The 25,452-nt window shown below is 57.3% G+C and carries 19 protein-coding genes; 9 read left to right on the forward strand and 10 right to left on the reverse strand.

What is annotated here, in order from left to right; translation table 11 throughout:
• Positions 1 to 96: 96 nt before the first annotated feature.
• Positions 97 to 2,394, reverse strand: coding sequence for a beta-glucosidase BglX (gene bglX, locus WFL93_RS03145; protein WP_180823292.1), 2,298 nt, complete (start codon positions 2,392 to 2,394; stop codon positions 97 to 99).
• 155 nt (positions 2,395 to 2,549) lie between these two features.
• On the opposite strand from bglX, the gene dld reads away from it, so the two are divergent.
• On the forward strand, positions 2,550 to 4,259 hold the full coding sequence (dld, locus tag WFL93_RS03150; protein ID WP_007887849.1) for a D-lactate dehydrogenase: 1,710 nt from the start codon (positions 2,550 to 2,552) through the stop codon (positions 4,257 to 4,259).
• A gap of 131 nt (positions 4,260 to 4,390) precedes the next feature.
• Here dld and WFL93_RS03155 read toward each other — a convergent pair whose 3' ends face one another.
• From WFL93_RS03155 to WFL93_RS03165, 3 genes are all read right to left on the reverse strand, one after another.
• Positions 4,391 to 6,835: a DUF3772 domain-containing protein gene (locus tag WFL93_RS03155; RefSeq protein ID WP_049850947.1), complete on the reverse strand. Its 2,445-nt coding sequence runs from the start codon at positions 6,833 to 6,835 to the stop codon at positions 4,391 to 4,393.
• 165 nt (positions 6,836 to 7,000) lie between these two features.
• Complete coding sequence (gene pbpG / locus WFL93_RS03160; protein ID WP_336777232.1) at positions 7,001 to 7,930, reverse strand: D-alanyl-D-alanine endopeptidase; 930 nt, start codon at positions 7,928 to 7,930, stop codon at positions 7,001 to 7,003.
• A gap of 215 nt (positions 7,931 to 8,145) precedes the next feature.
• Positions 8,146 to 8,733, reverse strand: coding sequence for a Yip1 family protein (locus tag WFL93_RS03165; RefSeq protein WP_007887853.1), 588 nt, complete (start codon positions 8,731 to 8,733; stop codon positions 8,146 to 8,148).
• 165 nt (positions 8,734 to 8,898) lie between these two features.
• Between WFL93_RS03165 and WFL93_RS03170 the strand changes: the two genes are divergently transcribed.
• Positions 8,899 to 9,474: a DedA family protein gene (locus tag WFL93_RS03170; protein ID WP_007887855.1), complete on the forward strand. Its 576-nt coding sequence runs from the start codon at positions 8,899 to 8,901 to the stop codon at positions 9,472 to 9,474.
• Here the strand turns inward: WFL93_RS03170 and WFL93_RS03175 are convergent, their stop codons facing one another.
• On the reverse strand, positions 9,475 to 10,251 hold the full coding sequence (locus WFL93_RS03175; RefSeq protein WP_007887857.1) for an SDR family oxidoreductase: 777 nt from the start codon (positions 10,249 to 10,251) through the stop codon (positions 9,475 to 9,477).
• 117 nt (positions 10,252 to 10,368) lie between these two features.
• On the opposite strand from WFL93_RS03175, the gene WFL93_RS03180 reads away from it, so the two are divergent.
• A complete protein-coding gene (locus WFL93_RS03180) occupies positions 10,369 to 12,183 on the forward strand; it encodes a glycoside hydrolase family 15 protein (protein WP_336777233.1) in 1,815 nt (604 codons plus the stop codon).
• Between the two features lie 196 nt (positions 12,184 to 12,379).
• Positions 12,380 to 13,432 carry a L,D-transpeptidase family protein gene (locus tag WFL93_RS03185; RefSeq protein WP_007887865.1) on the forward strand — a complete coding sequence of 351 codons (1,053 nt, stop codon included), beginning with the start codon at positions 12,380 to 12,382 and terminating at the stop codon, positions 13,430 to 13,432.
• A 786-nt stretch (positions 13,433 to 14,218) separates the two neighbouring features.
• Here the strand turns inward: WFL93_RS03185 and WFL93_RS03190 are convergent.
• Positions 14,219 to 15,244, reverse strand: a complete 1,026-nt coding sequence (locus WFL93_RS03190; protein WP_336777234.1) for a transporter — start codon at positions 15,242 to 15,244, stop codon at positions 14,219 to 14,221.
• Positions 15,245 to 15,409: 165 nt separating this feature from the next.
• Here WFL93_RS03190 and WFL93_RS03195 point away from each other — a divergent pair, with 165 nt between their 5' ends.
• Both WFL93_RS03195 and ppk2 read left to right on the forward strand, forming a co-directional pair.
• Complete coding sequence (locus WFL93_RS03195; protein ID WP_336777235.1) at positions 15,410 to 17,020, forward strand: inorganic phosphate transporter; 1,611 nt, start codon at positions 15,410 to 15,412, stop codon at positions 17,018 to 17,020.
• Positions 17,021 to 17,032: 12 nt separating this feature from the next.
• The gene (gene ppk2 / locus WFL93_RS03200; RefSeq protein WP_007890587.1) at positions 17,033 to 17,953 is read left to right on the forward strand and encodes a polyphosphate kinase 2; all 921 of its coding nucleotides are present in this window, start codon (positions 17,033 to 17,035) and stop codon (positions 17,951 to 17,953) included.
• Here the strand turns inward: ppk2 and WFL93_RS03205 are convergent.
• The 4 genes from WFL93_RS03205 to WFL93_RS03220 all read right to left on the reverse strand — a co-directional run bounded on the left by WFL93_RS03205 (position 17,950) and on the right by WFL93_RS03220 (position 22,293).
• Positions 17,950 to 19,155 (reverse strand): MFS transporter, encoded by a 1,206-nt coding sequence (locus WFL93_RS03205; RefSeq protein WP_336777236.1) that lies wholly within the window; start codon positions 19,153 to 19,155, stop codon positions 17,950 to 17,952. The genes ppk2 and WFL93_RS03205 overlap by 4 nt on opposite strands.
• Before the next feature lie 183 nt (positions 19,156 to 19,338).
• Positions 19,339 to 20,289: a tRNA dihydrouridine(16) synthase DusC gene (gene dusC / locus WFL93_RS03210; RefSeq protein ID WP_049850941.1), complete on the reverse strand. Its 951-nt coding sequence runs from the start codon at positions 20,287 to 20,289 to the stop codon at positions 19,339 to 19,341.
• Positions 20,290 to 20,293: 4 nt separating this feature from the next.
• The gene (gene rhlE, locus WFL93_RS03215; protein ID WP_336777237.1) at positions 20,294 to 21,685 is read right to left on the reverse strand and encodes an ATP-dependent RNA helicase RhlE; all 1,392 of its coding nucleotides are present in this window, start codon (positions 21,683 to 21,685) and stop codon (positions 20,294 to 20,296) included.
• Positions 21,686 to 21,900: 215 nt separating this feature from the next.
• Positions 21,901 to 22,293: a YbhQ family protein gene (locus WFL93_RS03220; RefSeq protein ID WP_336777238.1), complete on the reverse strand. Its 393-nt coding sequence runs from the start codon at positions 22,291 to 22,293 to the stop codon at positions 21,901 to 21,903.
• 177 nt (positions 22,294 to 22,470) lie between these two features.
• Here WFL93_RS03220 and WFL93_RS03225 point away from each other — a divergent pair, with 177 nt between their 5' ends.
• From WFL93_RS03225 to WFL93_RS03235, 3 genes are read left to right on the forward strand one after another with little or no spacing between them, the layout of a single operon-like run.
• Positions 22,471 to 23,232 (forward strand): endonuclease/exonuclease/phosphatase family protein, encoded by a 762-nt coding sequence (locus WFL93_RS03225; RefSeq protein ID WP_336777239.1) that lies wholly within the window; start codon positions 22,471 to 22,473, stop codon positions 23,230 to 23,232.
• The gene (gene clsB, locus WFL93_RS03230; protein ID WP_049850939.1) at positions 23,229 to 24,473 is read left to right on the forward strand and encodes a cardiolipin synthase ClsB; all 1,245 of its coding nucleotides are present in this window, start codon (positions 23,229 to 23,231) and stop codon (positions 24,471 to 24,473) included. The genes WFL93_RS03225 and clsB overlap by 4 nt, the downstream gene beginning before the upstream one ends.
• The gene (locus tag WFL93_RS03235; RefSeq protein ID WP_336777240.1) at positions 24,473 to 25,447 is read left to right on the forward strand and encodes a lysylphosphatidylglycerol synthase domain-containing protein; all 975 of its coding nucleotides are present in this window, start codon (positions 24,473 to 24,475) and stop codon (positions 25,445 to 25,447) included. The genes clsB and WFL93_RS03235 overlap by 1 nt, the downstream gene beginning before the upstream one ends.
• Positions 25,448 to 25,452 lie beyond the last annotated feature (5 nt).

Genomic DNA, 25,452 nt, shown 5'->3' on the forward strand with positions numbered 1-25,452 from the left:
CGGGCGAGGGAGAGGATTGTGCTCGGATTGAAAACGCCGCACCCATAGGTTCCCTCTCCCGCTTGCGGGAGAGGGTTAGGGTGAGGGCATCAGCGACTATAAATAATCAAACTGCGCATCCTGGGTACGCACGGAATCCAGACCAATCATCACGTTGATTTTGCCTGGCTCAGCCACCTGCTGCATCTTCTGGTTCCAGAACTTCAGCGCATCCACATCGATCTTAAACTTCACCGTCTGCGATTCGCCGGCTTTCAGCATGATGCGCTGGAAGCCGCGCAGCTCCTGCACCGGACGGCTAATGCTGGCGACCGGATCGTTGAGATACAGCTGCACCACGGTAGCTCCGTCGCGTTTACCGGTATTGGTCACGGTCACCGATGCATCCACCGAACCGTTACGCGGCATGGTGCGTGATGACATCTTCACCGGCGACACGCTGAACGTGGTGTAGCTCAGGCCGTAACCAAACGGATAGAGCGGGCCGTTGATCGCATCATAGTAGTGTGAAGTGTACTTGTTCGGTTTGGCGAAGTTGTACGGACGGCCGGTTGGCAGATGGTTGTAGTAAATCGGAATCTGGCCAACTGAACGCGGGAAGGAGACCGGCAGTTTGCCCGATGGATTGTAATCACCAAACAGCACATCGGCGATGGCATTACCGCCCTCGGTGCCACTGAACCAGGTTTCCAGCATTGCATCGGCCTGCTGATCTTCCTTCACCACCGTCAGCGGACGGCCATTCATCAGCACGATCACCAACGGTTTGCCGGTGGCCTTCAGCGCGTCCAGCAGCTTCTGCTGACTTTGCGGAATCGACAGTTCACTGCGGCTGGAAGCTTCATGCGCCATGCCCTGCGCTTCACCCACTGCGGCAACCACCACGTCGGCTTTTTTCGCCTGCGCCACCGCTTCATCAATCAGCTCCTGCGGCGAACGTTTATCCACGCTTACCGCTTGCTCATACAGATTAAGGAAGTCCTGAACGCCCTTGTTATCACTGATGTTGGCGCCTTTGGCATACAGCACCGTGCCTTTACCCGCCATCGCGCTGCGCACGCCTTGCAGCAGCGGAATAGATTGTTTCGCCACGCCTGCCGCAGACCAGCTGCCCATAATGTCGCGCTGGCTATCGGCCAGCGGCCCGACCAGCGCCACGGTGGCGTCTTTCTTCAGCGGCAGCGTTTCATGCCAGTTTTTCAGCAGGACGATGCTTTTGCGCGCCACGTCGCGCGCTTCGGCACGGTGCAGTCGGCTTTCCGCGTTGGTGTCCTGCGGATCGCTCTCTTTCGGCCCTAAATGGCTGTAGGGATCGTTGAACAGGCCCATGTCATATTTGACGTTCAGCACATGGCGCGCGGCATCATCGACTTCCGCCATGCTTACCGCGCCGCTTTTCACCAGCCCCGGCAGATATTTGCTGTAGTACTCGTCGCTCATGCTCATGTCGACGCCCGATTTCACCGCAATGCGCACCGCGTCCTGCGGATCGCTGGCCACGCCGTGTTTCAGCAGTTCTTTAATCGCACCGTGATCGCTGATGGTGATGCCTTTGAACTTCCAGTCGCCGCGCAGCACCTCTTTCAGCAGCCAGCCATCCGCCGTGGCCGGTGTACCATTGAGCGAGTTGAGCGCCACCATTACGCCGCCGCTGCCGGCATCAAGCGAGGCTTTATAGGGTGGCAGATAATCCTGGAACAGCCGCTGCGGGCTCATGTCGACGGTGTTGTAATCGCGTCCACCTTCGACCGCTCCGTATGCCGCGAAGTGTTTCACGCTGGTCATGATTGAGAAACGATCCGCCGCGCTTTTACCCTGCATGGCTTTCACCATGGTGCTGCCCATTTGCGAGGTCAGGAACGTGTCTTCGCCAAAGCCTTCAGAGAAACGGCCCCAGCGCGGTTCACGTGACACATCGACCATCGGTGCCCACGTCATGTTTAAACCGTCATCCGCCGCTTCATAGGCCGATACGCGGCCCACCTGCGCGATAGCATCAAGATCCCAGCTGGCCGCCAGGCCGAGCGGAATCGGGAAGATAGTGCGCTGACCGTGTACTACGTCGTAGGCAAAAAACAGCGGGATTTTCAGGCGGCTGAGTTCCATCACCTGATCCTGCATGGCGCGAATATCCTGGCGCGTCACGGTGTTAAAGATCGCCCCAACCTGACCGTGCTGAATCATGTCGCGAACCGCCGATTTCGGCGTATCTGGCCCTACGCTGATCAAACGCATTTGCCCGATTTTTTCATCAAGGGTCATTTTGCTGAGCAGCTGATTCACAAAGGCGTCACGCGCCTGTTCGGTCATTGGATGTGGGCCAAACAGGTCGTCCGCGAAAGCGGGCTGCATGGCTAAGGAGACAGCGAGGCTAACAGAGTAAATCCATTTCATCAGGTCGGGTTCTCTTAAGTGACTGCGCAATATCGAAATAACCGGGGCAGTTTGCCACAAGATGAGGATAGCAGGTAGCCGCCAATGTCACACCGCGACCCTGCCGCTGACGCGTGCTACAGTTGAAGCGCCATGTTAAAGACAAGGATAGGCCAATGAATAACAACACTTCGCACCCTACTCTGCTCGCCGAACTGCGTCGTCTGCTGGGTTCGTCGAACCTGTTGACCGATGCGGAACAGACCGCACGCTACCGCAAAGGTTTTCGCTCGGGTGAAGGCGAGGCGCTGGCGGTGATTTTCCCCGGCTCGCTGCTGGAGCTATGGCGTGCGTTGCAAGCGCTGGTGAGCGCGGATGCGATCATTTTGATGCAGGCCGCCAATACCGGTCTGACGGAAGGTTCCACGCCAAACGGCAACGATTACGATCGTCCGGTGGTAATCATCAGCACCCTGCGGCTGGATAAGTTGCAGCTGATTGATGGCGGCAAGCAGATCCTTGCCTTCCCCGGCAGCACGCTGTATCAGCTGGAAAAAGCGCTCAAACCGCTAGGTCGCGAGCCCCATTCGGTGATCGGTTCTTCCTGTATTGGCGCCTCGGTAATGGGCGGCATCTGTAATAACTCGGGTGGATCGCTAATCAAACGTGGGCCGGCCTATAGCGAAATGGCGCTGTTTGCACAAATTGATGCCAGCGGCAAACTCAAGCTGGTGAATCACCTCGGTATCGATCTCGGTCATTCGCCGGAAGAGATGCTGGGCCGGCTGGATGACGATCGCTGGCAGCAAAACGATGTACGCTGGGATGAGCGCCATGCCTCCGATCATGAATACGCCGAGCGCGTGCGTGAGATCAACGCCGATACTCCGGCACGCTTCAACGCCGATGAACGTCGCCTGTTTGAAGCGTCTGGCTGCGCCGGCAAGCTGGCGGTGTTCGCCGTACGTCTGGATACCTTCCCCACCGAACCCCAGCAGCAGGTGTTCTATATCGGCACCAACAATCCGGCAGAGCTGGGCGATATTCGCCGTCATATTCTGGCGGAATTCAAGCATCTGCCGGTGGCGGGCGAATATATGCATCGCGACATTTTCGACATCGCCGAAGTGTACGGTAAAGATACCTTTGTGATGATCGACAAACTCGGCACCGACAAAATGCCGCTGTTTTTCACCCTCAAAGGCCGCGTTGATGCCTGGCTGAGCAAACTGAGCTGGGTGAAACCGCATCTTACCGATCGCCTGTTGCAGCGCGTCAGCGGCTGGTTACCGGCGCATCTGCCCAAACGTCTTAAGCAGTATCGCGATAAATATGAGCATCACCTGATGCTGAAGATGTCCGGTGACGGCGTCGCCGAAGCGCAGGCGTATCTGACTGAATACTTCCGCGAAGGTGGCGGCGCCTTCTTTGCCTGCGACGCCCAGGAGGGAGCGCACGCGTTTCTGCATCGCTTTGCCGCTGCCGGTGCTGCCGTGCGCTATCACGCGGTGCATGCTGACGAAGTGGAAGATATTCTGGCGCTGGATATTGCGCTACGCCGTAATGATGAGGAGTGGTTTGAGCGTCTGCCGGCCGAGTTCGATAAGGACTTAAGCCATCGCCTCTATTACGGCCACTTCTTCTGTCACGTGTTCCATCAGGATTACATCGTGAAGAAAGGCGTGGATGCGCATGCGCTGAAGGAGAAGATGCTGGCGATTTTAGCCGCACGCGGTGCCGAGTATCCGGCAGAGCATAACGTTGGTCATCTTTATCAGGCGAAACCGCAGCTGCAGGCGTTTTATCAGCAGTTGGATCCCACTAATAGTTTCAATCCGGGAATCGGTAAAACCAGTAAGCAGAAGGGCTGGGCGGTAAAGGTTTGAGGGTGTGCGGTTGTTGAAAAGATGGCCATGAATGGCCACCTTTCTCCAATCTGTAGCGGCGCAATTTATTGCGCGGGTTTGCTCAAAGGCGCGCGATAAATCGCGCCGCTACAAAATGTGCGTCAACGTGATTAAGGCAGTTGCTCGCCCTGCTGCTCTTGCGCAGCCGCCGCCAGGGCGCGGCGTTCAATAATCATGGTCTGCGGCGTTGACAGCATAATGCCCTCTTTGCGCAGACGCGTCAGAATATCGAACAGCAAATCACTCTTGGCACCGGAAATCTGACGCTGACCGGCGACGTTGCCGGTGACGCTCAACACGATACCCGCTGGCGTCAGATCTTTGAACGACACCGACGGCTCTGGCGTCTCCAGAATGCGCTCGTTCTCCTGATAAACCTCCAGCAGAATTTCACGCACTTTTACCGGATCAATATCCAGCGGGAAGGTCAGCTGAATGGTCACCACGCCCTGCGCATTGCCCATGGTGGCGTTACGCACATTCTGCGAGATAAATTGCGAGTTCGGCACAATCACCGTGGATTTGTCGCCCAGCTGAATCTCGGTAGCGCGTACGTTGATGCGGCGAATGTCGCCTTCGATACCGCTGATGCTCACCAGATCGCCCACCTTCACCGGACGCTCGGTCAGCAGAATCAAGCCGGAGATGAAGTTCTTCACAATCTCCTGCAAGCCGAAACCGATACCGACCGATAAAGCGCTGACAATCCACGCCAGTTTGTTCCACTGCAGGCCCATGATCGACAGCGTCAGCAGAATTACCAGCACGTAACCAATGTTGCTGAACAACGTCACCAGCGACACGCGCATGCCGACGTCCATGGTGGTTTTCGGCAGGAAATCTTTGTCCAGCCAGCGACGCACCGAACGCAGCACGTAAATCCCCACCACCAGACACAGAATCGCATTGACCATGTGCGCCGGCACAATGTTCAGTGACTCCAGTCCTTTGCCGCCCCAGAATTCAATCACCTTCTGAATCAGCTCAATCGGCGTTGAGGAGGCGAAGGTACCGTTGAGCAGTGCCAACGCCAGAATAGCAATCAGCAAGGTTTTACCCAGCGCGCTCAGCAGCGTCGCCGCCTGCTGCAAATGGCGCTCATCAATATTCAGTGAGCTTTGCAGGCGCTTGCCGGTGGCATTGCTGGTGGAGAACAGGCTTTCACAGCCATCCTGCACCAGATGGCTGAGGAAGTAGAACGAGCCAAACAGAATGCCGCACCAAATCACCTCATAGCTGAGGAAGCGTGCCAGCGTGACATAACCGATGATCAGCGAGATCAAAATGGCCAGCGCGGTAAGCATCAGCGCCAGCTGCACCAGACCAACAATCGTCGAGCGCGCTTCTGGCTGATGGCCTTCCTGCACCATGCGGCGACGTACACGGTTCACGCGCATGCTGATGGCGAGGCCGGTGCAGCCAATCAGCAGCGCGGTCAGGCCGTTGGCAAAAATAGTGGTATTCAGGCTGGTGCCGACGCTGTAGTTAAAGGCTTCAACCGTCTGGAACACAAACACCAGCGCCGCGGTAAAGGGCGGGAACGGCTTCAGCGCCTGCGCCACTTCATTGGAGATGGCGGGCAAACGCCAGCTGGGTCGACGCGTTGACAAAAAGGCCCGACCTAAGCCGGCAATCAGTCCGCAGTAGACGCTAAGCTGCACCAAACGGTCGACAAAATCCTGCACGTCGCCGGAGACTTCATCGCGGCGCGTAAAGGCCTGCGCAAGGAAGTGGAAGGTTAACACCACTGCCGCAAGCGTGGTCAGGGCGATGGTGGCGGCCAGGAAGCTACGACGTAAACGCCCTTCCGGCATTTTGTTAATACTCACCCACGCCAGAAACTCTTCGCCGTAGCGACGGCCGATCGTCATCACCAGCATCGCCGCTACCAGCCAGGCGATGGTGCCAAAGCGCCAGCCCGACTCCCACGACAGCGCCGCGGTGTCTTGCAATTCATCACGAAAGTCGCTGATCTTCTCGCCGTCGAGATCCTGGCTGCTAAATACCGGCGCCCAGAAGCGCGGGCCGAAGATACTACCGGAGTTGAGCGCCAGCTGGCTTTTTAGCTGGTCACGACGCAGGTTAACGATCTGCGATGACAGCACCAGCGCCCCGTTTTTGATGCCGTCGGCCTGCTTGATTTGATCGTCCAGCTTGCCTTTTTGGTTCTCCAGCGCCGCACGTTTGCGCGTCACTTCCGGCGTCTCTTTCACGCCGCTATCGGCTTTGGGCGCCGGGCCGAGCACCGCCAGCTGGGCATCCAGCTGCTGGCGCTGCGGGATTAACGCCTGCCCCAGCGTTTCGGCATTGCCGGAAAGCTCCAGCGCCATCTCGTTCAGCTGGTTAAGCTGGCTCTCATTGGTATCGCCCGAGACCTGACCTTTAATTTTGTCGAGTATTTTCTGCATCTTGGGCAGCTCGACCGACGCGTTAACTTTGGGCGCAGCATCCTCTTGCTGATCGGCTGCCGCGCTGTCGTCGGCAAAACTCAGTGCCGGGGTTAACAGCACCAGCAGCAGTAAAAATGGCGTAAGTAAGGAACGGAACTTGAACATGTTTAATAAGATTCCAGCGTAATAACAGCCGATAAACGCACGTGTGCAGGTGAATGGCGGCTAGTTTAAGACGTTGCCGACACTGAAACTATAGGAATGAAGGTGTAAAACATTGGCGCTAACGATAAGCGTTTTTGCAGGTGCCCGAAAGCACCTGCGGGAGAATTATTCGTTATTGGCGGTGAGGCCCGACTTCTGCTTTTTGTACGCCAGCGCAGCGGCCGGAACCGGCGCCGCTTTGCCGGTTTCCAGCCAGTCGCGCAGGCGATTAGCATCGGCAAAATGGGTGTATTTACCAAAAGCATCCAGTACCACCAGCGCCACCGGACGGTTGTTGATCACCGTGCGCATCACCAGACAGTGCCCGGCTTCATCGGTATAACCGGTTTTGGTGAGCTGAATACGCCAGTCGTTTTTGTACACCAGATGGTTGGTGTTGCGGAACGGCAGCGCGTAGTTCGGATGCTTAAATACCGCGGTGTCCTCTTTGGTGGTACTCAACTCGCCAATCAGCGGGTACTGGCGCGTGGCTTTCACCAGCTTAACCAGATCTTCCGCACTGGAAACGTTCTGAATCGACAAACCGGTTGGCTCCACATAACGCGTGTGCGTCATGCCCAGCGCACGCGCTTTGGCGTTCATTGCGCGGATAAACGCATCGTAACCGCCGGGATAGTGGTGCGCCAGGCTGGCGGCCGCACGGTTTTCCGATGACATCAGCGCCAGCAGCAGCATATTGCGGCGACTGATTTCGCTATTCAGTTTGACGCGGGAGAATACGCCGCGCATTTCAGCGGTATGGCTGATATCTACCGACAGCATCTCATCCATCGGCAATTTGGCATCCAGCACCACCATCGCCGTCATCACCTTGGTGAGTGAAGCAATCGGGCGTACGCGGTTAGGATGGCTGGAAAACAGGACTTTGTTGTTTTCCAGATCGACAATCATGGCACTGCCGGAGGCGATTTGCGGTTGGGCAATCGGCGCCAGGTTTGAGAGCGCCACCGGCGCAGCGAGCGCGGGCGTCACAGCAGCCGGCGCGGCGACAAACAGCGCCAGCGACAGCAGGGAAATACGCATTTTTGCAGACATCGTGTCAAAAAAATCCGGTAAGGAGTTTTGCGCTGTGTTAAGACACAGGCCGCCCGCAACAAACCAGACGGGATGCGGGCTGGCTGCGATATCATACGCACTTCCCTGAGAAATTTCTTAACGAGATTGTTTCCGGGCGTTAAAAAGGCCGCCATGAATGGCGACCTTACGGGGGAGGTGTTGTAAGGTCGCCATTCATGGCGACCCGGCTACCACTAAAACAACCGTGGACCATAGCCCCACAGAATTACCGTCAGCGCCAGCAGCACCTCAAACACCAGCACGCCAATCGCCAATGTTGAACCGGAGAAACGCAGGCTCTCATCGCGGTCAATACTCAGGAACACCGGGATGCCGACATACAGCAGATAACCGGTGTATACCAGCGCGATCGCGCCCACCAGCACACACAGCCACACTAATGGATAGAGCGCCACTAGCCCGCTGAGAAACAGCGGCGTCGCCACATAGCCGGCAAACACCGTACAGCGCTGCAGACTTGGGCGCTGCGGGTAATTACGCGCCATCCAGTGGATCACGCGGCCCATCACCGCCACGCCGCCGAGAATAATCAGATAGAACAAAATGCCCAGACCGATACCGGTCAGCATGTTGAGTTGTACGAACTGCCCTTCGCCCAGATTCCAGCCCAGCTGCGTCGTGCCAATGAAGGCGCAGATCACCGGGATCGCCGCCATGAGCAAAACATGGTGGGTGTAGTGGTGCGAAACGCTCTCATTTTCCTGTTTGATATCGCGCATTTCCTGACCCGGATGCGCCAGTAAACCCCAGACATGATTCATACGTTTACTCCTCTAATGCCATGGGCTGCCCCTAAAGCAAAAGACCTCGTCAACGCAGGCAGCGTCTCTCAAGTATAATCGTCGCCGCCATTTTTGCGGGGAGCCACGCAAATTAAGCCGTTGGTATACACTAATAGCGATTTCAATCTTGGCAGGGAGGATAATTTGCATCTCGATATCAATGGATTAATTAGCCAGTATGGCTATCTGGCGCTGCTGATTGGCTGTATTGCCGAAGGGGAAACGTTCACGCTATTGGGCGGTGTTGCGGCACATGAGGGATTATTGCACTTTAGCGGTGTGGTGCTGGCGGCGATGATCGGCGGCATTATTGGCGATCAGCTGCTGTTTTGGCTGGGACGTCGTTATGGCACGCGCATTTTGCGGCGCTTCAGTAAGCATCAGGAAACCATCGGCAAAGCCAAGCGCCTGATTCAAAAGCATCCGAGCTTATTCGTGATAGGCGTGCGCTTTATGTACGGTTTCCGTATTGTGGGGCCGATCATTATTGGCACCAGCCGCCTGAAACCGCTGCGCTTTTTCATTCTGAATGTGATTGGTGCGGCGCTATGGGCGCTGATTTTTGTTTCGCTCGGCTACTTTGCCGGACAGATTGTCGCGCCGTGGCTGCATAAAATCGATCAGCATCTCAAGCCGGTATTGTGGCTGGCGGCGGCGGTGATTTTCGGCATCGTGCTGCGCTACATTATTCGCCACTGGAACCACCGCCGCGCCGGTTAACTATGCGTGATAACCTTTAAACTGCGGATTCGCCAGCATAAAGCCACCGTCGACAATAAACGATTGTCCGGTGGTATAGGTTGCCCACTCCGAACAGAGCCACGCCACTAAACTCGCCACTTCACGCGTATCGCCGGGACGCCCAATCGGGATTTCCGGCATACGACGCCCTTGCTGGTCATCTTTCATATCATTCATCGCCGTGGCAATCGCGCCCGGCGCCACCGCATTCACCAGAATATGGTGCGGCAGTAAGCTCAGCGCCATTGATTTAGTCAAGCCACCCAGCGCATGCTTCGCGGCGGTATAGGCGGTGGCATCCGGCAGCGGCGTATGTTCGTGCACCGAGGTGATGTTGATGATGCGTCCACCATCGCCCTGGTCGACCATATGGCGCGCAGCAATCTGCCCGCAGACAAACGCTCCATCGACATCCACATCAAACACCTTGCGCCAATCCTCAAAGGTGACATCGAGAAAATCGGCTTTGGTCATCACACCGGCGTTATTGACCAGCACGTCGATACGTCCAAGCGAATTAATCAGCTGCGCCAGCTGCTGGCCACCGGCTTGCGGGTCGGAGAGATCGAGCTGCCGCACCTGCGCCAGCTGGCCACGGCTCTCCACCATGCGTGCGGTTTCCTGCGCGCCCTCTTCATCCGAGCGCCAGGTGATCCCCAGCGTATAACCCGCTTCTGCCAGCATCACGGCACAGCTGCGGCCAATGCCGGAATCGGAAGCGGTAACCACGGCGACTTTCTGTTTTCCTGAAGGCATAACATTCTCCTGATTGAGGGTGTCTTTACAGTATAGAAGTTATCCTTCTGTGCCTCCGGGCCGCCGAAACTGCCGTTTCGTCTATAGTTAACAATTACATACGGCAAAGGGGGCAAGATGAGCGAGATTAAACGCAGAATAGACGACCACGGCGTGATTGGTGATTTACGCACCTGCGCATTGATCGCCAACGACGGCACCATCGACTACCTTTGCTGGCCGGAGCTGGATAGCCCATCGGTTTTCGCCGCGCTGCTCGACAGCGATGAAGCCGGACTTTTTTCTATCGCGCCTGACTGGAAACATGCCCGTCAGCAGCAACTCTACTTGCCCGATACCAATATTTTGCAAACCCGCTGGCTCGACGATTCAGGTGTGGCCGAGATTACCGATTACATGCCGATCTGCGATGAACACAACAAAGCGCCGCGTTTGGTGCGCCGCGTGAAAATGGTGCGCGGCACAGCGAAGTTTCATCTGCTGTGCGCACCGCGCCACGACTATGCGCGCGCGGAAACCACCACCGAACTGCGACCCGGTGGCATCGCCTTCCTTGCCGCCGGTCAACCGAGCTTGCGCCTGAGCGCCACGGTGGTGATGACGCGCGAAAATCACAGCGCAGTGGCGGAATTCACCCTTAAAGCCGGTGAATCGGCCGAGTTTGTTTTTGGCAACGATGACGATCCCCACGTAGCCGAGATCGCCACCGAACAGTGTTTCCGCGACACGCTAGCGTACTGGCGCCGCTGGAGCAGCCACAGCTCCTATCGCGGCCGCTGGCAAGAGATGGTGACGCGTTCCGCGCTGGCGCTCAAGCTGCTGACCTCCCATCAGCACGGTTCCATTGCCGCCGCCGCCACCTTTGGCTTGCCGGAGGAGCTGGGCGGCGAGCGCAACTGGGATTATCGCGCCTCGTGGATCCGCGATGCCTCATTCAGCATGTACGCGCTGATGCGCCTCGGTTACACCGAAGAAGCGCGCGACTTTACCAAATGGGTCGGCCGCTGCGTCGAACACAGCCACGACGATACGCCGCATCTGCAGGTGATGTATCGCCTTGATAGCGGCACCGAGCTGCACGAAACCGAGTTGCTGAATCTGTCCGGCTACGCCAATTCACGTCCGGTGCGCATCGGCAATGACGCCTGGCGCCAGACCCAACTCGATATCTACGGCGAGCTAATGGATGCCATCTACCTCGCCAACAAATATGGCGAAGCGATTTCGCATCGCGGCTGGAAGTACGTCTCCGATATGATCGACTACGTCTGCGTGAACTGGAATCAGCCCGATGCCGGGATTTGGGAGATGCGCGGCGAACCCGAGCATTTTCTGCATTCGCGTTTGATGTGCTGGGTGGCGCTCGATCGTGCACTGCGCCTCGGTTTGAAGCGCTCGCTACCGATGCCGTACGATCGCTGGGATCGGGTGCGCAGCGAGATTCGCGATGATATCTGGCAAAATTTCTGGAACCCCGAGCTGGGCCATTTCACCGCCACGCGTGGTGGAGATTTCCTTGATGCATCGATGCTACTGATGCCGCTGGTGCGCTTTGTCAGCTCGACCGATCCTGACTGGCTCTCCACGCTGGACGCGATAAAAACGCACCTGGTGAGCGATGGCTTAGTGCGGCGCTATAACATTCACGAGACGCCTGCCGATGCTTTAAAGGGAGGAGAAGGCTCGTTTGCCGCCTGCTCATTCTGGTACGTGGAGTGCCTGGCGCGTGCCGGGCGGGTAAGCGAAGCGCATTTTGAGTTTGAAAAGCTGTTGAGCTATGCCAATCCGCTCGGCTTGTATGCGGAGGAATTTACCCCGCACGGCAATGCCTTGGGCAACATGCCGCAGGCGTTAACGCATCTGGCGTTAATCAGTGCCGCTTTTTTCCTCAATCGTAAATTGAGTAATGAAGTTACCCTGTGGCAGCCCTAAAAATTCACATTTTGGACTACGGATCCAAGAGAATTGTCTGGTAAAGACAAGGATTTGCGTAAAGTTTCCGCAGCTAGCAAAAATCCTGATTTCCATCACTGTGCCAATGCACATATAATGCGCAGCGGGTCATACTGACCACGATGGATTCGACACACTGACAAGCCTGAAACATGGCCATAACGACTTGAAAAAAATGAAAATGAGCATTCGCGCGTTCGCTTCACTCGCCCTCGCACTGGCGGCGTTCAGCCAGTCGGCATTTGCAGTTGTGTATCCGCTGCCGCCGGCTAACAGCCGTCTGATCGGCGAAAATATCGAAATCACTGTTCCTGATGACAGCAAACTTCCGCTGGAAGCCTTTGCCGCACAGTATCAGATGGGTCTCAGCAACATGCTGGAAGCCAATCCGGGCGTTGACGTTTATCTGCCGAAAGCTGGCACTAAAATGATCATCCCACAGCAGCTGATTCTGCCTGACGCGCCGCGTGAAGGTATCATCATCAACAGTGCTGAAATGCGTCTTTATTACTACCCGAAAGGCACTAAGACCGTGGTTGTGCTGCCAATCGGCATCGGCGAGTTGGGTAAAGACACGCCAATGAACTGGACCACCAAGGTTGAGCGTAAGAAAGATGGCCCGACCTGGACGCCAACCAAAGCGATGCATGCCGAATATGCCGCACGCGGCGAGAGCATCCCCGCCGTGTTCCCAGCCGGTCCTGATAACCCAATGGGGCTGCACGCGCTGTATATCGGCCGCCTGTATGCGATCCACGGCACCAACGCCAACTTCGGTATTGGTCTGCGCGTGAGCCACGGCTGTGTGCGTCTGCGTTCTGATGACATTAAATGGCTGTTCGACAACGTGCCAGTTGGCACGCGCGTCCAGTTCATCGACCAGCCGGTGAAAGCCTCGGTTGAGCCAGATGGTTCGCGCTATGTGGAAGTTCACAACCCGCTGTCGACCACGGAAGAGCAGTTCAACTCACGTGAATTGGTGCCAATCAATCTGACTTCTGCCGTGACCAAAGTGATTGCCGATGCCAGCACTAACCAGGATGCAGTGAACAACGCTATCCAGGCGCGTAACGGTATGCCGATCAAAATCAACGGTCCAGCCGGCGACGTTCAGCCAGCACCGGTGCCGGTACAGGAATCTTCTGACGCCTTGCCGAAAGAAGAGCCAATGACACCGCAGGGTATCAATGGTGCAGCGCCAGCTGCTCAGCCGGCTACCAGCCTGTAAGTCTGTTTTGAGATGTAATGAGCCAGCCTGCGGGCTGGCTTTTTTTTGCGTGCGATAAGCCTGGTCGCCATAAATGGCTAATGCCAATCAGTTACTTTCGTTTGTACGGAGCGGCTTTCGTTCGCCATCGGCTGAGGCAGTTTCAGTCATGCCGTGCGGCGACCGAGCAGAGGACGCCTGGCCGCGCCCTCTGCACTCCCGGGCCCTGCGCCAGCCCAGCCCGCCGCTTCGCGGTGCCTTCGCTCCCTCGCGATTCCTGACGGACCGGCGGCGATTCGCTCCTGCTCAGCGCCGCCTCTCGCCGCATCCCTGCGGCTCGCCCTGGAATCCCTCTCTCGCTCAGCGGGCTGGGATGTCGCCTCAACACCCGCGCTGCAACAGCACTGCGTTTTCTTACTTCATATTCGCTGTATGTTTCGTAGCGTCGCCATTTATGGCGACCTGGTTCGCATAAACCTTCAGCCTGAGAAATTTCAAACCAGGAACTGCAATCACAGGCGGCGGTGTTGGGTGCTATCCGCAGCGCCGAGCGCAGATTGACGGCCAGGATGAGCCGACACGACGTCGGCGAAAGCGCGGCATGAGCCAGGGATGGCGAATCCGCGCGGTCCGTCAGGCCGGAGTGATAAGCGAGGGAACAGCGAGGACGGCGCAGGCGCGGATTGCTAAGGTCCGCGCCTTCGGACCTTAGCCCGGCCGCCTGCTTCACTCATTCTGAAACTGCCGGATGCTTAGCGGGCGGAACCCCTACGATGCCAATTCACTGCTTGACGCGTGCTTAAGCGCTCAATCACGCGGTCGCCGAAATGCCAACCAGCCCGCCACCAGCGTAAATGCCAGCACCACCAGCACCAGCAGCAGAAAGCCGTGCGGATTATTGGCCAGCGGAATGCCGCCGACGTTCATACCAAAAAAGCCTGCCACGATATTGATCGGCAGCGCCAGTACGGTAATCACCGTCAGTAAAAACAGCGTGCGGTTGCTCTGTTCCATCAGGCGCGCGGCAATCTCCTCCTGCAGCAGGCGAATGCGCTCCATCAAACTGGCCAAATCATTCAGCGCCACGCTGAACTCTTCGGTGAAAATACGCAGCTCACCCAGCGGTTCGCGCTTCAGCCATTTAGGCGGTCGATTTAGCAGACGAAACAGTGCCGCCGGTTCCGGCGCCAGCAGGCGCTGCACGCGCAGCAGCATGCGGCGCAGCTGCCCCAGTTCACGGCGATTGGTTTTGATCGCCGCACTGAGCAAACGCTCTTCAATCGCATCCACCGCCTGGCTGGAGCGACGCACCACCTGCTCGAGCTGGGCTTCCTGCTCACCGAGCAGCCACAACAGCATCGCGTCAGCGTCGGCAAACTGCAGGCGGTCGATCTGCTGATGCATGCGTTCGATCATGCCAACCGGGCGAAAACGTGCGGTTACCACCACATGCGGGCAGCACCACATCCACAGCGTGGCGTTCTGCGTGCTGCGCTCCTCTTTGCTGAAGGTGACGTCATTGAGCACCGCCAGCAGCGCGTCGTTTTGATGCGCCAAACGGGTACGCGGTGAAGCCGAATGTATCTCATCGAAAAAGTCGTGGTCTACGCCAAAGTGGTCCTGAACCCAGCGTTCAGCGCGCGCGTGATTAAGGTTGATGTGCAGCCAGATAAAGTATGACGCTGGCAGCTGTTGCTGCGCCAGCTGAGCGGCTTCGCGCGCATTCAGCCGCTGTGGCGGCGACTCAGGCGTAAACAGATAACCATGAATCAGTCCGGCCACTTCGTTATTGAAGTCCGGCAGCGAGGCAAGCGGTAAAACGGGCTGGAGCATAGCAGCAGGTTATTCCAGAGCGGTCAGATCCACAGCGTGCGACAGGGATGTTGCAGCAAGATGACACCGTTGGTTCGCCATCATCATTCTGTCATACAAACCCCGTATCACACTGGAAGTCAAAGGGTGCCGTTCGAGCATCGTGATTTAACACCGAGGTGTTTTATGGCTGAAAACAGTTTCCCTGCATCAACCTCCTCGTCCCACAGCGGACGCCCGAACCTTAACCGCGGCAACGGTCCGGCTTCACGTCTGATCTTTGTCCTATTGCTGATTGCCGGCCTGCTGTATGCCGGCATCAATCTGTTTAATGACGTTGAAGAGACCGGCGCACCGGTCAACAGCTATACGCCGTTCCTGCTGCTTGGCGTCGCGCTGATCATCGCGCTCGGCTTTGAGTTTGTGAACGGTTTCCACGATACCGCCAACGCCGTCGCCACGGTGATTTATACTCATTCGCTGTCACCCGGCGTGGCGGTGATGTGGTCGGGTTTCTGTAACTTTCTTGGCGTGCTGCTTTCCAGCGGTGTGGTGGCATTCGGCATTATCTCGCTGCTGCCAGTCGAGCTGATTCTGCAAGCGGGCAGCGGCCACGGCTTTGCCATGGTTTACGCCCTGCTGTTCTCGGCGATTATCTGGAACCTGGGCACCTGGTATTTTGGCTTGCCGGCTTCGTCATCCCATACGCTGATCGGTTCGATCATCGGCGTGGGCGTGGCGAACGCCTTGCTGCATGGCCGCAGCGGCACCAGCGGTGTCGATTGGGATCAGGCGATTAAAGTGGGCTACGCGCTGCTGCTGTCGCCGGTGGTCGGCTTTATCTGCGCCGGGTTGCTGCTGCTGGCGATGAAAGCGTTTATCCGCAATCGCCAACTGTATGAAGCACCCAAAGGCAATCAGCCACCGCCGGTATGGATTCGCGGCTTGCTGATTCTCACCTGCACCGGCGTCTCGTTTGCGCACGGCTCGAATGACGGGCAGAAAGGCATGGGCTTAATCATGCTGATTCTGGTCGGCACCATGCCGATTGCCTACGCCCTGAACCGCTCTCTGCCGCCGGAGCAAATTCCACGCGTCGCCGCCTTAACGCAGGTAACCGAACAGCAGCTGCTGACGCTGCAACCGGCGCCCGCCGCGATGCCCGCCCCGCGCGAGGTGCTAACCGAATTCGTGCGCACCAGCCAAAACCGTCCGCAGGTACTGCCCGCGCTCGGCATGATGCTGGGCGATATCGGTGAGCAGATTCGCCGCTATGGCGCGGTGGAGAACATCCCGGCGCAGGCGGTGACCAACACGCGCAACGACATGTATCTGGCCTCCGAAACCATTAAGCATCTGCAAACGGCCAAGGTCGCACTGCCGGAAGAGACTGCGCGCAACCTGGCGGCGGTCAAGAAAGAGCTGGATGCCGCCACGCGCTTTATCCCGATGTGGGTGAAAGTGGTGGTGGCGATTGCGCTGGGCCTCGGCACCATGGTCGGCTGGCGCCGCATTGTGGTCACCGTGGGTGAGCGCATTGGCAAAACCCACCTGACCTACGCGCAGGGTGCCAGCGCCGAGTTGGTGGCGATGGCCACCATCGGCGCGGCTGACGCATTTGGCCTGCCGGTCTCCACCACCCATGTGCTCTCTTCGGGCGTCGCCGGATCAATGGCCGCCAACCGTTCAGGCCTGCAACTCTCCACCCTCCGCAATCTGGCGATGGCATGGGTGCTGACGCTGCCGGTTTCCGTGTTACTTTCGGGGCTGCTTTACGCCCTGTTTATCCACCTGTAATGGGAGAAAATGATGGCGACACACGACAACAGCTTCCACAGCGAGACCTTTAACCAGCGTCTGCTGCAGGAGTTTTACGACAGCTACGACGAAGAGCTGGAGATGGAGCTGGATGACCTGCGTTTTAACGATAGCGCTGCGCCACAGGATGATAGCGACAAGGCGTTCCGTCGCCGCTATTTCCGCGAACTGCTGCATCTGCAGGGCGAGCTGGTGAAGCTACAGGATTGGGTGATGCGTACCGGTCATCGCGTGGTGATTCTGTTTGAAGGCCGCGATGCGGCGGGCAAAGGCGGCGTGATCAAACGTATCACCCAGCGCCTCAATCCGCGCACCTGCCGCGTGGCCGCCCTGCCCGCGCCCAACGATCGTGAAAAAACCCAATGGTATTTTCAGCGCTATATCGCCCACCTGCCCGCCGCCGGTGAGATCGTGATGTTTGACCGCAGCTGGTACAACCGTGCGGGCGTTGAGCGCGTAATGGGATTCTGTAACGAAGATGAAGTGGAGGAGTTTTACCGCAGCGTGCCCGAGTTTGAAAAAATGCTGACGCGCAGCGGCATCCAAATCATCAAATATTGGTTCTCCATTACCGATGAAGAGCAGGAGCTGCGCTTCCTTAGCCGCATCCACGATCCGCTCAAACAGTGGAAACTGAGCCCGATGGATCTCGAAAGCCGTCGCCGCTGGGAAGATTACACCGAGGCGAAAGAGGAGATGCTGGAGCGCACCAACATTGCCGAAGCGCCGTGGTGGGTGGTACAGGGCGTGGATAAGAAGCGCGCGCGCCTCAACTGCATCAGCCATCTGCTGCAGCAAATGCCGTATGAAGAGAGTGAAGCCAAACCGATTATGTTACCGACGCGCGAACGTTCTGAAGACTATCGTCGCGCGCCGGTGCCCGAGCACATGGTGGTGCCCGAAAAATATTAATGACTCGTTTGCACGGCTGCCTGGCGGCCGTGCTGCAGTTGCAGACGCAGCGTCAGCGCAAACGCGCCCAGCACCATCAGCGCCGCCGCCAGATAGACCGACTGCATGCCCCAATGTCCAATCAATAAACCCGCTACCGGCCCGGTTAATCCCAGCCCTAAATCGAGAAAGGCTGAATAGGTGCCAAGCGCCGAACCTTGATCCTGCTGCTGCACCCGCTTCACCGCTTCGACGCCGAGCGCCGGGAACACCAGCGAGAAACCGCCGCCAGTAAGGAATGCCCCTAAATCTACCAACCACACGCTATCGGCTTGCCAAATCAGCAGTAATCCGGCGCACTCCAGCACGAACGACACCAGCGCCACTTTCAGGCCACCAAAGCGGGTGATGTAGCGACCAAAACCGAGGCGCACGATCACAAAACCGAGGCTAAACAAGGTGAGCGCGAACGCCGCACCGCTCCAGTCACGGCTGGCAAAATAGAGGGTGATAAAGGTGGAGATGACGCCGAAACCGATGGTGCCAAAGCCCAGCGCCAGACCAAACATCCACACGCGGCTGACCACGCGATGAAACGGAATACGCACGCCCGCGGTGACGTTGACGCCCGCTTTGCGGCTCGCCATCCAGAAACCGGCAATGCCCATGATCGCCACCAAACCGGCAAAGCCGCTGATGCCGAACCACAGATTAAGCAGCACGCCGAGCGGCGCACCGATCGCCATGGCGAAATAGGTGGCAACGCCGTTCCACGAGATGACGCGCGCGGTTTGCAGCGGGCCGACAATATTCATACCCCACAACGTGGAGCCGGTGCTGCTGAAGCTTTCACCCACACCGAGGAACAGCCGCCCCGCCGCCAGCAGCGCCAGGCTCAGCATCGGCACATCGCTGCACAGGGCGGCGATAATCGACAACACGCCGCTCATACCGCAGAACACCAATCCCATCATCACCACGCGCTTTGGACCAAAGCGATCCGCCAGACGACCGGAGTGCGGGCGACTGAGTAGCGTGGCGAAGTATTGCAGACTGATGATTAATCCGGCGATGAATGAGCTGAATCCAAGCTGGTTATGCACAAATCCCGGCAGCACCGCGAGCGGCAACCCCACCGAAAGGTAGCAAAAGAAGGTAAAGACAATGACGGAGAGAATACGTTTATTTAACTGAGCGTTACTCAGTACAGCGGCGTCAGACATGGAAGGTGGCGTCGGGAACGGTGGCGAAATTGAGTCGTCACTATAACCTTAGCCTGCTAATAGATCGCGGATTTTTTAGTTATAAAGTTTTAATCAGGTTCAGGAAATAATGAACGCACATTTCGTAGCGGCGCGATTTATCGCGCAATAAATTGCGCCGCTACGAAATGTGCATAATGTGAGTTAAACGGCAATTGCCGACGCATGCCGCTCAATCGCCGTGGCGATCTCGGCGGAGACTTTGAGAGTGCGGACTTCACTGAATAAGCCATCGGCTTCGTGATAGGCTTTGCGCAGATAACCCAGCCACTGCTTGATGCGTGCCACGTGATACATGCCGGTATCGCCCTGCTTCTCCAGCTGGGTGTACTTCAGCAGCAAAGCGACAACGTCAGGCCATGCCATCGGCGCTTCGTTGTACTTCACCACGCGCGCCAAATTCGGCACGTTGAGCGCACCGCGTCCAATCATCACCGCGTCACAGCCGGTAATGCGCATGCAATCCTGTGCGTCCTGCCAGTTCCAGATTTCACCGTTGGCAATTACCGGAATGCGCAGACGCTGGCGAATTTCGCCAATCGCCTGCCAGTTAATACTTTCGGCGCGATAGCCATCTTCTTTGGTACGACCGTGCACCACTAACTCACTGGCACCGGCTTGCTGCACGGCATCGGCGATTTCAAAGCGACGATCGCCGGAATCCCAGCCTAAGCGCACTTTCACCGTCACCGGCAGATGATCCGGCACCGCTTCACGCATCGCTTTCGCACCGCGATAGATCAGTTCGGGATCTTTCAACAAGGTGGCGCCGCCGCCGCTGCCGTTCACCAGCTTCGACGGACAACCGCAGTTGAGGTCAACGCCCCAGGAACCGAGTTCCACCGCGCGCGCGGCGTTCTCCGCCAGCCACTCAGGATATTGCCCAAGCAGTTGCATACGAACGCGCGTGCCTGACGGCGTGCGGCTGTGGTTATGCAGCTCAGGACACAAACGATAGAAGGATTTTACCGGCAGCAGCTGATCGACCACGCGCAAAAACTCGGTCACGCATAAGTCATAATCATTCACCCCAGAGAGCAGCTCACGCACCAGCGAATCGAGCACGCCCTCCATCGGCGCCAGCAAAACCCTCATAGCGTTAGGCGTTCCCGGTTTTCTTCGGTGCCGGACGACGACGACCGCTGTTCGCCGCTGGCGCAGCCTGGCTCGCGCCCTGCGCTGGACGACGCGCTGAACGCGCTTCACCCTGCGGACGTGGCGCATTGCCGCTGTGCGGACGCGAGACGTTGCCGCCCTGACCGCGACCCTGGCCTTGACCACGTCCCTGGCCCTGACCACGACCGCCGCCCTGCTGCTGACGACCGTTCTGAATCGGCTCGGCTTTGATGCTTGGATCGACTTCGAAACCTGGCAGCTCGATACGCGGGATTTCACGCTTCAGCAGACGCTCGATATCGCGCAGCAGTTTGTGTTCATCCACGCACACCAGCGACAGTGCAGCGCCGGTAGCGGCTGCACGACCGGTACGACCGATACGGTGCACATAGTCTTCCGCCACGTTCGGCAGCTCGTAGTTCACTACGTGCGGCAGCTCTTCGATGTCGAGGCCGCGCGCCGCGATGTCGGTTGCCACCAACACGCGAATGCCGCCGGATTTGAAGTCAGCCAATGCGCGGGTACGTGCACCCTGGCTCTTGTTACCGTGGATAGCGGCGGCGGTAATGCCGTCTTTGTTCAGCTGCTCAGCCAGGTGGTTGGCGCCGTGTTTGGTACGGGTGAACACCAGCACTTGCTGCCAGTTATCACGACCAATCATCAGCGACAGCAGTTCCCGCTTGCGCTTCTTATCAACAAAATGGACCTGTTGTGAAACCTGCTCAGACGCGGTGTTGCGACGCGCCACTTCAACCTGCTCTGGGTTGGTGAGCAGTTTTTCCGCCAGGGTTTTGATCTCGTCAGAGAAAGTCGCGGAGAACAGCAGGTTCTGACGCTTGGCGGGCAGACGTGCCAGCACGCGACGGATGTCGTGGATGAAGCCCATATCGAGCATACGATCCGCTTCATCCAGCACGAGGATTTCGACCTGCGACAGATCGACCGCATTCTGATGCGCCAGATCGAGCAGACGGCCCGGTGTCGCCACCAGCACGTCAACGCCGCCGCGCAGTTTCATCATCTGCGGGTTGATGCTCACGCCGCCGAAAACCACCAGCGAACGGATATCCAGATATTGGCTGTATTCGCGCACGTTCTCGCCAACCTGAGCCGCCAGCTCGCGGGTCGGGGTGAGAATCAACGCACGTACCGGACGACGGCCACGCGCCGTGTACGGTTTCGCCGTGAGACGCTGCAGCAACGGCAGCGTAAAGCCGGCGGTTTTACCCGTACCGGTTTGGGCGCTCGCCAGCAGGTCACGACCAGCCAGCACCACAGGAATCGCCTGACGCTGAATCGGCGTCGGCTCTTGGTAGCCTTGTTCTGCTACCGCACGCAAAATATCGGCACTTAAGCCGAGAGAGTCAAATGACATGCAGGTGTATTACTCCGAACCGTCCTGACCGCCGTTAGCGGTGTAGTTTTCAGGAGGGATATGACGCAAGCGCGGGGCTCACGTGTGAAAAGGGCACAAACTACCATGCGTAAGGGCGCGAGTTTAGCAGCTTTCCGCGTTGACAGCATCCATAAAAAAAGGAGCCGCATGCGGCTCCTCTTCGTCTGGTCCGCATCGCTGCGGACATCAATCGATCAACTGCGCTTCTTCTCGATGCGCTGCACCGGCTCTTTTACCAGCAGCGAAACCAGCGCCGGTCCGACTAACATCACCACGCCGAGGATACCAATCAGCAGGTTGTTGTGGATAAAGCGGGAGATCAGGAACAGCGTTAACATCGCTGCGCCAAAGTAGTAAGTGGTGGTCACCTCTTCGAGGGAATCACCCATTCTACGTAAACGGGCACTACGCTGCATGACCAGCATGGTAATAAATACCACCGCATAAGCTGCCACCAGGGTACTGCTCACTTCAACCAGCGCCCTATGTTTCCAGCCCCAAACCAATGCGGCAATCACCAACAGGTGCATTGCAATGTGCAAACAGGTTTGTCCGGTAACAATCTGAACACGATTAGACCATTTCATTCTCTTCTCCTGGCAGACCCAACAGGTCGCCCAAGTGTATCTGGCTGGAGGCCAGACGAACGTCCTCAATGTAAAGCAAATTTCGGATTACGCCCTAATTTTCTGCCCTTAACACCCTTCATTTGTGACAAAGACTACACTTTGTGCTGTTGATGATGAAAAGGAGCGCGTCGCAGTATGCCACAAAATAAGCAAGGATTTTCATTTAAAGTCCTGACGATCAATACCCACAAGGGGTTCACCAGCTTTAATCGTCGCTTTATCCTGCCGGAATTGCGCGACGCTGTCCGCGCAACATCAGCGGATATCGTCTTCCTGCAAGAGGTGATGGGCACCCACGCTATCCATTCGCTGCACATCGAAAACTGGCCGGAAACCTCACATTATGAGTTTCTGGCCGATACCATGTGGGACGATTTTGCCTATGGCCGAAACGCCGTTTATCCCGAGGGACACCATGGGAACGCGATATTGTCACGTTTCCAGATTATTGAATATGAAAACCGCGACATTTCTGTCGCCGGAACGGAGAAACGCGGCATGTTGCACTGCCAAATCCGTCTGCCGGATCGTGCCGAGCCGCTGCATGTGTTTTGCGTGCATCTGGGGTTGAAAGAGAAGCATCGTCAGGCGCAGATGAAGATGATGTGCGACATCATTGATGCGCTGCCGCCGGATGCGCCGCTGGTGGTGGCCGGTGATTTTAACGACTGGCAGGTGCGCGCGAATCGTTTTCTCAAGCGTGCTGCTGGGCTGGAAGAAGTGTTCAGCATGAAAAACGGCCGCCCCGCTCGCACCTTTCCGGCCCGTTTCCCCCTGCTCAGGCTCGATCGTATCTACATCCGTAACGCTACGGTGAGCAAGCCTTGGGCGTTACCGGTGAAACCCTGGTCCCACCTGTCCGATCACGCGCCGTTAGCGGTGGAGATTTTCTTATGAGTTTTAGTTGGCGCGACGGTAATCAGCTCCGTCTGTTAGAAAATGGTGACCAATTTTTTCCGCGCGTTTTAGGCGCTATTCAGCGGGCCGAGCGCACGCTGCTGCTGGAAACCTTTATCCTGTTCGAGGATGAAGTCGGTACCGATCTGCATGAAGCCTTGCTGCAGGCAGCCCAGCGCGGCGTGAAAATTGAAGTGATGGTGGATGGCTACGGCTCACCGGATTTGTCGGACAGGTTTGTCGATAGCCTGACGGCGGCGGGTGTGCGCTTTATCTATTACGATCCCCGTCCGCTGGTGCTCGGCATGCGTACCAATGTGTTCCGCCGCCTGCATCGCAAAATTGTGGTGATCGATGAGGTGATCGCCTTCGTAGGTGGCATTAACTTCTCTGCCGAACACAACACCGATTACGGCGCGCAGTCCAAGCAGGATTATGCGGTGGAAGTGAAAGGTCCGGTGGTGCTGGATATCACGCAATATGTTCAGCAGCAGATGGGTAGCGAACAGCACACGCGGCGCTGGTGGGGCGGGCGTTCGCATCGTCCGGCGGTCAACGCCATGCCTGGCGAGGCGCAGGTGCTGTTTGTCTATCGCGATAACGATGAGCACCGCGACGATATCGAGCAGCATTATCTCGCCATGCTGCGCAAGGCGAAGAAGGATGTGATTATTGCCAACGCCTACTTCTTCCCGGGCTATCGCCTGCTGCGTGAGATGCGCAGCGCGGCCCAACGCGGCGTGCGCGTCAGGCTGATTGTGCAAGGCGAACCCGACATGCCGATCGTTAAAGTGGGCGCCGAGTTGCTGTACAACTACCTGGTCGATGGCGGCGTAGAGGTGTATGAATATTGCCGCCGCCCGCTGCACGGTAAAATCGCGGTGCAAGATGAACAGTGGTCAACGGTGGGATCGAGCAACCTTGATCCGCTGAGCTTATCGCTCAACCTGGAAGCGAATTTGATGGTTCACGATCGCGCCTTCAATCAGACGTTGCGTGAAAATCTTGAACTGCTGCTGCAACACGATTGCGTGCGGGTAGACGATGACAAGCTGCCGCCGCGCAACTGGTGGCAGCTCACTAAAGGCATCATTGTGTTCCACTTTTTACGCCACTTTCCGGCCATCGCCGGTTGGCTGCCTGCACATACGCCGCGCCTGTCACAGGTTGCTCCGCCCGTCCAACCCGAAATGGAAACGCAGGATCGGGTCGAAACTGAGAATCCAGGAGCAAAACCCTAATGTCGAAAAAGAATCCGCGCTGGCAACTGGCGAAGAAAATCCTCACCTGGCTGTTTTTTATCGCGGTAATTGTGCTGCTGGTGGTCTATGCGCGCAAGGTGAACTGGGAAGATGTTTACACCGTCATCGTCGGCTACAACCGTTACGTAGTGCTCAGCGCTGCCGCGCTGGTGGTGGTGAGTTATCTGACCTACGGATTGTACGATTTGATTGGCCGCGCCTACTGCGGCCATAAGCTGGCAAAGCGTCAGGTAATGCTGGTGTCGTTTATCTGCTATGCCTTCAACCTGACGCTCAGTACCTGGGTTGGTGGCGTGGCGATGCGCTATCGACTTTATTCCCGGCTTGGCTTACCCGGCAACACCATCACGCGCATCTTCTCGTTGAGCATCGCCACCAACTGGCTTGGCTACATTCTACTGGCCGGCGTGGTATTTTCAGCCGGCATGGTGCCAATCCCTTCCGGTTGGTTCATTGGTGAAACCACGCTGCGCATCATTGGAGCGGCGTTATTGGTGGTAGTCGCCGTCTATTTGTGGGCCTGTGCTTTCTCGAAGAAGCGGCGCTGGACGGTGAAAGGCCAGCATCTGCAGCTGCCTTCACTGCGCATGGCGCTGTTTCAGTTTGCGGTATCCTGCGCCAACTGGATGGTGATGGGGATGATTATCTGGCTGCTGCTGGCGCGCCAGGTGGATTACCCCATCGTGCTGGGCGTGCTGTTAATCAGCAGCATCGCCGGGGTGATTATTCATATTCCGGCCGGAATTGGCGTGCTCGAAGCGGTTTTCCTGGCGCTGTTGAGTGGGCAACATGCTTCTCACGGCACCATTATCGCGGCGCTGCTGGCCTATCGCGTGCTCTATTTCATCCTCCCCTTGCTGGTGGCGCTGGTGCTCTATTTGTGGCTGGAGAGTCGCGCGAAGCATTTGCGGCAAAAGAATGAGCAGAAGATGGAGAAATCGGTTTCGCGTTAAAGATC

The sequence above is a fragment of the Pantoea sp. USHLN256 genome (assembly GCF_037149875.1).
Classification (GTDB): Bacteria; Pseudomonadota; Gammaproteobacteria; order Enterobacterales; family Enterobacteriaceae; genus Pantoea; species Pantoea nemavictus.